The organism is uncultured Negativibacillus sp., assembly GCF_944388365.1.
GTDB lineage: Bacteria > Bacillota > Clostridia > Oscillospirales > Ruminococcaceae > Negativibacillus.
The window spans coordinates 1-4,957 of record NZ_CALXIN010000119.1 but is presented as its reverse complement, the minus strand read 5'-3'; the positions used below and the strand labels follow the sequence as shown (position 1 = coordinate 4,957).

Annotated in this window: 5 protein-coding genes and 1 rRNA gene; 4 read left to right on the top strand and 2 right to left on the bottom strand. The window is 45.5% G+C overall.

Annotated features, from left to right (window positions below; all coding sequences use genetic code 11):
- Nucleotides 1–174 precede the first annotated feature (174 nt).
- Together rrf and Q0L39_RS10605 are read left to right on the top strand one after the other, a co-directional pair.
- Nucleotides 175–291, top strand: a 5S ribosomal RNA gene (gene rrf / locus Q0L39_RS10610).
- A 70-nt stretch (nt 292–361) separates the two neighbouring features.
- The gene (locus tag Q0L39_RS10605; RefSeq protein ID WP_296629038.1) at nt 362–1,471 is read left to right on the top strand and encodes an aminoglycoside adenylyltransferase domain-containing protein; all 1,110 of its coding nucleotides are present in this window, start codon (nt 362–364) and stop codon (nt 1,469–1,471) included.
- Nucleotides 1,472–1,529: 58 nt separating this feature from the next.
- On the opposite strand, the gene Q0L39_RS10600 is transcribed toward Q0L39_RS10605, so the two are convergent.
- On the bottom strand, nt 1,530–1,808 hold the full coding sequence (locus Q0L39_RS10600; RefSeq protein ID WP_296629036.1) for a zinc-ribbon domain containing protein: 279 nt from the start codon (nt 1,806–1,808) through the stop codon (nt 1,530–1,532).
- Nucleotides 1,809–1,943: 135 nt separating this feature from the next.
- Nucleotides 1,944–2,534 carry a sigma-70 family RNA polymerase sigma factor gene (locus tag Q0L39_RS10595; protein WP_296629034.1) on the bottom strand — a complete coding sequence of 197 codons (591 nt, stop codon included), beginning with the start codon at nt 2,532–2,534 and terminating at the stop codon, nt 1,944–1,946.
- A gap of 441 nt (nt 2,535–2,975) precedes the next feature.
- Here Q0L39_RS10595 and Q0L39_RS10590 point away from each other — a divergent pair, with 441 nt between their 5' ends.
- On the top strand, nt 2,976–3,266 hold the full coding sequence (locus tag Q0L39_RS10590) for an NAD(P)H-dependent oxidoreductase subunit E (RefSeq protein ID WP_296629032.1): 291 nt from the start codon (nt 2,976–2,978) through the stop codon (nt 3,264–3,266).
- Between the two features lie 45 nt (nt 3,267–3,311).
- Nucleotides 3,312–4,832 carry a 4Fe-4S dicluster domain-containing protein gene (locus Q0L39_RS10585; protein WP_296629031.1) on the top strand — a complete coding sequence of 507 codons (1,521 nt, stop codon included), beginning with the start codon at nt 3,312–3,314 and terminating at the stop codon, nt 4,830–4,832.
- The last annotated feature ends 125 nt before the right edge of the window (nt 4,833–4,957 follow it).

The following is a 4,957-nucleotide window of genomic DNA, read 5'->3' as shown; positions in this document are numbered from 1 at the left end:
AGGTGTAAGTATCGTGAGGTATTTAGCTTGGCAGTACTAATCGGTCGAGGGCTTGACCAAGTGTTTGCTGGTTTAAAAGTTTTCATTGTTCAATTTTGAGGGAACATAGAAGCAACGCAAGCGTTGCTTCTTGTAAATATCTTCGATATTTACAAGAAGTTTCCTAATTAAATAGTTGGTGCTAATGGCGATGAGGATCCACCTGTTCCCATTCCGAACACAGAAGTTAAGCTCATCAGTGTCGAAAATACTTGGCGGGTGACTGCCTGGGAAGATAGAGCGGTGCCAACACAGAGCGACTCGAGTAATCGGGTCGCTTTTTTCGTGTATGCGGATTTTTTGTGCAGGAAAGGTATTAAACATGAATTGGCAAAATTTGATGCAGCTGATAGCGGAAAGATATAATGTGATACTGGGCAGTGCTTTGGTAGGAGTTTATCTACACGGTTCAGCAGCTTTTGGGTGCGCGACATCTGCCAGTGACTTAGATTTTATTGTCGTTGTCGATCGAGAGCTGTCACAGCAAGAAAAAGAAAATTTGCTTCGCATACTGTTGGAACTGGAAAAGGAAGCTCCGGCAAAGGGATTTGAAATGAGCGTTGTTTTGCTTTCAGATTGCCTACATTTTTCCTATCCAACGCCGTATCAGTTTCATTATTCTCAGATGCACCGGCTGGCAGCAAAAGAAAACAAAAGTGCTTTCTGTCAAAGGATGAAGGGGAAAGATTATGACCTGGCGGCACATTTTACCGTGATTCGAACAAGGGGAATTACTGTTTTTGGTCGTGCGATCGAACAGGTATTTGATGAGGTTCCGTTTTCCTGTTATCTGGACAGCATTTGGAGAGATGTTTGCGACGCGCAACAGGAAATAGAGGAGCATTCTCTGTACCTGGTGCTAAATTTATGCAGAGTATGGGCGGCTTTTCAGCAAGGCCTGGTTCTTTCTAAGGCGGAGGGAGCGAAATGGGCAAATGAATTTTTGCCGAAACAGCTGCACCCGATCGTAGACGATGCCTTAGCAGCTTATTTGGATGGAAAAAACTTTTGCTGTGAAAAAGATAAGCTGCATCAGTTTACCAATTTTATTTTGCGCAAAATTGACACTCTGCGGTTGAAAGAAGCAGCTGCTGAGCGTTATAATACAGGTAAGGAAAGGAGTTGTTTGCATATGATGATCGGTGAAAAATGGAGTAAAATTGAAATTTACAATGAGTATCTGAAAAAAATTCCAAACCTTCTCTCTCAGATCAATACTGTGGAGAAAATGCAGCTGAAGGCGCAGACAGAGCTGGAAATGCTGAAAAAGGAAGAGGATAACTTCAGCAGACAACAATATCAGGCAAGATTGCTGTCCACCATGGAACAGTGTGGAGTGCGTCTGCAGGAGATGACCGAGGAGCTGCGTTTGATCCAGGGATTGAAGGAACAGCTGGAGGCAGAACTGGATATTTTACGAGTGCAAAAATAAATCATAAAATAAAAGCGGATACCAACAGGTATCCGCTTTTAGCATCTATCAGAATAGATTATCTTTCTTCTTTCATTTTAGCAAAGCACTCGCTGCAGTAAACTGGGCGGTCTTCTCTTGGTCTGAAAGGAACTCTTGCTTCTTTGCCGCAACCAGCGCAAACAGCAGTGAACATTTCTCTCTCAGCTTTTTTGTCAGCTTTGCGAGCGTCTCTGCAAGCTTTGCATCTCTGTGGCTCGTTCTGGAAACCTTTCTCAGCGTAGAATTCCTGCTCACCAGCGGTGAAAACGAATTCAGCTCCACACTCTTTGCATACTAAAGTTTTGTCTTCGTACATAGTTTTATACCTCGCTTCATATATTCGCCCAAAGACTGAATGGGAGAGATTTCATCGCTCTGCTTGTGAGTCAAGGGCATATTTGCAACCGCATTGATTTTTTTGTTGGCGGCTGATCAACCGGAAAAGGGACATCTAATCCATTTCGCTGTCCCGAAGCTTTCGTCGAACTCGTTGCAGGGCATTGTCAACAGCTTTGGTTGTGCAATGAAGAAGCTTGGCAATCTCATCGTAAGAATGACCGCTGAGGTACAATGTTAAGGTTTCCTGTTCTAATCCAGACAAAAGAGTTTTGATTTTCTGCGCCCGCAACTGCTGTTCCTCTCTGCGCAGATACACCTCCAGAGGATCGTTATCCCCTGCAGCTGTCTGCTCCTCCTGATGGTTCAGTTCGTCGATGGGCAGATAATCATTCAGTGGCATATTTTTTTGATGGAGAAAACTGCTCAGACAGGTATTCATCTTCGACTGTATGCACAATGACGCAAAGGTCTTGAAAGATGCGTTGCGGGATGGATCATAGCTTTTTACCGCAGCAAAAAGTCCAATCAGTCCTTCCTGGACAAAATCATCCAGTTCCAGTCCTACTGAGGAATATCGTGCAGCCTTGGTCCTGATCGTGGGCAAAAAACGGGTGATCAGCTCTGCCAGAGCATCTGTATCCCCTTGTTTTGCCTTGAGAGCAAGCTGCTCATCCGAGCGTTTACACGCAGTTTCTTTGGACATACATTGTTTCTCCTGAAACGTAAAATACCACTTCCTCATTATATAGTACCAAAATGCTCCTGTCAATTGATTTTACACTCATCCGATAATTTTATTTTGACAGAAAACGATTATTTCTATCTTTTTTAGTCATTATGAACACATCTATCGTCTTTTTTGGACAAAGTTACAGGTTCTTTTTTGGCAACGGTATAAAGAAAAAACCAGTGTTTGTGTTTGATTTCTTTTTTCAGACTATGCTATAATAAATCCAAGTCTTTTTTATAAGACCAAAGGGATTTTACAGGAGATTTTTTTGCATAATTTCCTGCATTTTCTCTTGACAGCCAATCAACAAAAAGGTATACTAAAATCAGATTGTTAAATCTATAACAAACAAAAGTAGGAAAACAATGCTGCTTTTGTTGAGATAGAGAAACAGTCCCAATAGGAGTGGAACTTATGAAAAAAATCCAGGTAGAAGTTTGCGTCTGCACAGCATGTGTTATGAACGGTTCCGTAGATATTATGGATTCCGTAGAAAGTCTGCGCGATCTCCGTCAACAGATGAACGACGGATTGGAGCCGGTGCAGCCGCGGGCAGAGATTGAAGTGACAACCAACAAATGCCTGGGAGATAAACCACATCAGGAAGACTCTCCAATGGTGGCAATCAATGGAAAGGTATTCCCGAAGGCCGATGCAGAGTCGGTAATGTCTTCCATTATTGATTGTATCAAAAGCGAGGATTAAGTTAAGAAAAAAAGACTAGAGTAACAACAGGAGGATGCAAAGAAGATGAGAGGGATCACAACGCCTGTAACCAAAATCAGACGACAGGTATTTACCGAGATTGCCCGTCTTGCGTATGAAGATGGCGATTATTCCAGAATCGAAGAGATTCCTTATACGATCATTCCGGGAGAAAGTGCCCATTATCGTGACAGCGTGTTTAAAGAACGCGCAATCGTTGCAGAGCGTCTTCGACTGGCAGTAGGTCTGCCGCTGCGTCCGGTGGATCAGCATGCGCCGGTTTCGCAGGGTATCAACGACAGTGCGATTGCAGACATGTTCTATGAGCCACCGCTGATCAACGTCATCTCCTTTGCATGCAATGCCTGTGAGGAAACCAGCTATACCGTCACCGATCTGTGCCGCAGCTGTATTGCGCATCCTTGTACTGCGGTTTGTCCTGTCAAAGCAGTTTCCATTGTCAACGGACGATCCCATATCGACAAGGAAAAATGTGTCAAATGCGGACGCTGTGCGCAGGCCTGCCCTTATACAGCGATTGTAAAGAGTGAACGTCCCTGTGCATCAGCCTGTGGTGTCGATGCGATTGAGAGCGATGAGTATGGACGTGCAAAAATTAACTATGACAAGTGCGTTTCCTGCGGACAGTGTCTGGTCAGCTGCCCGTTCAGCGCGATTGCAGATAAATCCCAGATTTTCCAGCTGATTCAGGCAATCAAGCGCGGCGATAAGGTCATCGCAGAGGTTGCACCGGCATTCGTTGGTCAGTTTGGACCGCTTGCCTCGCCGGAAAAGGTGCGTGCAGCTCTGCGTAAAATCGGCTTTGCCCACATCTATGAGGTAGCCCGCGGCGCAGATATCGGCGCTGTTGAGGAAGCGGAGGAATACATCAAAAATGTTCCGACCGGCAAGCTGCCTTTCCTTGCAACTTCCTGCTGTCCATCGTGGATTATGATGGCAAAACAGCAGTTCCCAGAGATTGCACACTGCATCTCTGACTCGATGACACCAATGGTAGCAACAGCCCGTATCATCAAGGAGAAACACCCAGATGCCCGCGTTGTTTTCATCGGCCCATGTGCATCCAAAAAGCTGGAGGCGATGCGCGCCGACATCCGCAGCGACGTCGACTTTGTTATCACCTTTGAGGAGCTGATGGGTATTTTCCAGGCCAACGGCATCGAGTTCTCCGATTTGCAGGATGACACCGGATTTAACCATGGTGCGACTGCATCGGGCCGTGGCTATGGTGTTGCAGGCGGTGTAGCAAAGGCAGTTACCGACTGTATTCATGAGCTGGCACCGGAGCTGGAGGTCAAGACCGACCATGCAGAGGGTCTGGTAGAATGCAGAAAGATGCTGACACTGGCAAAGCTGGGTAAACGCGATGGTTATCTGCTGGAGGGTATGGCTTGCCCAGGCGGATGTGTCGGCGGCGCAGGAACACTGACCAGCATTCCAAAGGCAATCAAGGCAGGACAGGAATTTGCTGCACAGAGTGAATTTAGGATTTCCACGCAGGATGAAACTGTCTTTGAAAAACTGGGTAAATATACCAAGAAGTAATGGAATCAGGTTGACTGGCGGACGGTTTTTATATAAACTGCCCGCCAGCACTGAACTGCACCCCATTTGTTAGACAGTATGGTATACTGAATAACAAGTGGGGTGATTTTTATGCCAAAAAGGCA

Coding starts and splice junctions, on each gene's coding strand:
- Q0L39_RS10605 (WP_296629038.1), top strand. CDS start 362: ATGAATTGGCAAAATTTGATGCAGCTGATAGCGGAAAGATATAATGTG.
- Q0L39_RS10600 (WP_296629036.1), bottom strand. CDS start 1,808: ATGTACGAAGACAAAACTTTAGTATGCAAAGAGTGTGGAGCTGAATTC.
- Q0L39_RS10595 (WP_296629034.1), bottom strand. CDS start 2,534: ATGTCCAAAGAAACTGCGTGTAAACGCTCGGATGAGCAGCTTGCTCTC.
- Q0L39_RS10590 (WP_296629032.1), top strand. CDS start 2,976: ATGAAAAAAATCCAGGTAGAAGTTTGCGTCTGCACAGCATGTGTTATG.
- Q0L39_RS10585 (WP_296629031.1), top strand. CDS start 3,312: ATGAGAGGGATCACAACGCCTGTAACCAAAATCAGACGACAGGTATTT.